1 protein-coding gene is annotated in these 650 nt (G+C 62.0%); it reads right to left on the reverse strand.

The window, feature by feature from the left end:
• Positions 1 to 60 precede the first annotated feature (60 nt).
• Positions 61 to 650 (reverse strand): integrase core domain-containing protein (locus HPC46_RS34615; RefSeq protein WP_179476468.1); only part of this gene is annotated, 590 nt, incomplete at its 5' end.

Genomic DNA, 650 nt, shown 5'->3' on the forward strand with positions numbered 1-650 from the left:
TGTGATGTATCAGGACATCGGTGACAGTTCTGGATCAGGACATTGGTGACAGTTGGTGTATCAGGACTTCGGTGACGTTCCGTCGGTCTTGGGTTGTGGGCCGCTGGGTCGGCCGTTGCCTATGTAGTTGATCCCGGGTTTGGGGCGGGGGTGCTCGGCGAGGACCTCGCCGTGAAAGTCGGTGATGATGATCGTGTCGCCGGCGGTGACGACCAGGACCTGCTCGAAGGCAAGGTGGGTGTTGACCTTGTATCTGATCGAGTTAAAGCTGACGGTGCCTGATGTGCCTACCGTTCGGATGTGGGTGTTGGCGGGCAGGTTCAACGGCACCGATGGCTTGGGGTCTGTGCGTGGCTCGGGTCGGTCGAACAGTGGCCGGTCGGGTCTGGGGCGTGGCGCCTGGGCCTTGGGGGTGGCTTCCCACGCAGTCAGCGGGGTGATGCGCCCGGGCAGCCCTTGGTGGGGGCGTTCGCTGTTGTAGATGTGGTCGAAGGTGTCGACCTGGGCTTGTAGCTGCTCAAGGGTTTCGGCCAGTGGCTGTTTGTCGAGGTAGCGGAACAGGGTTTGGTGGAAGCGTTCGTTCTTGCCCTGGGTGGTCGGCTTGTAGGGCTTACCGGTGATCGCTTCTACACCCAAGGCGCCGACGTGGG

It is taken from the genome of Mycolicibacterium vinylchloridicum, from assembly GCF_013404075.1.
Classification (GTDB): Bacteria; Actinomycetota; Actinomycetes; order Mycobacteriales; family Mycobacteriaceae; genus Mycobacterium; species Mycobacterium vinylchloridicum.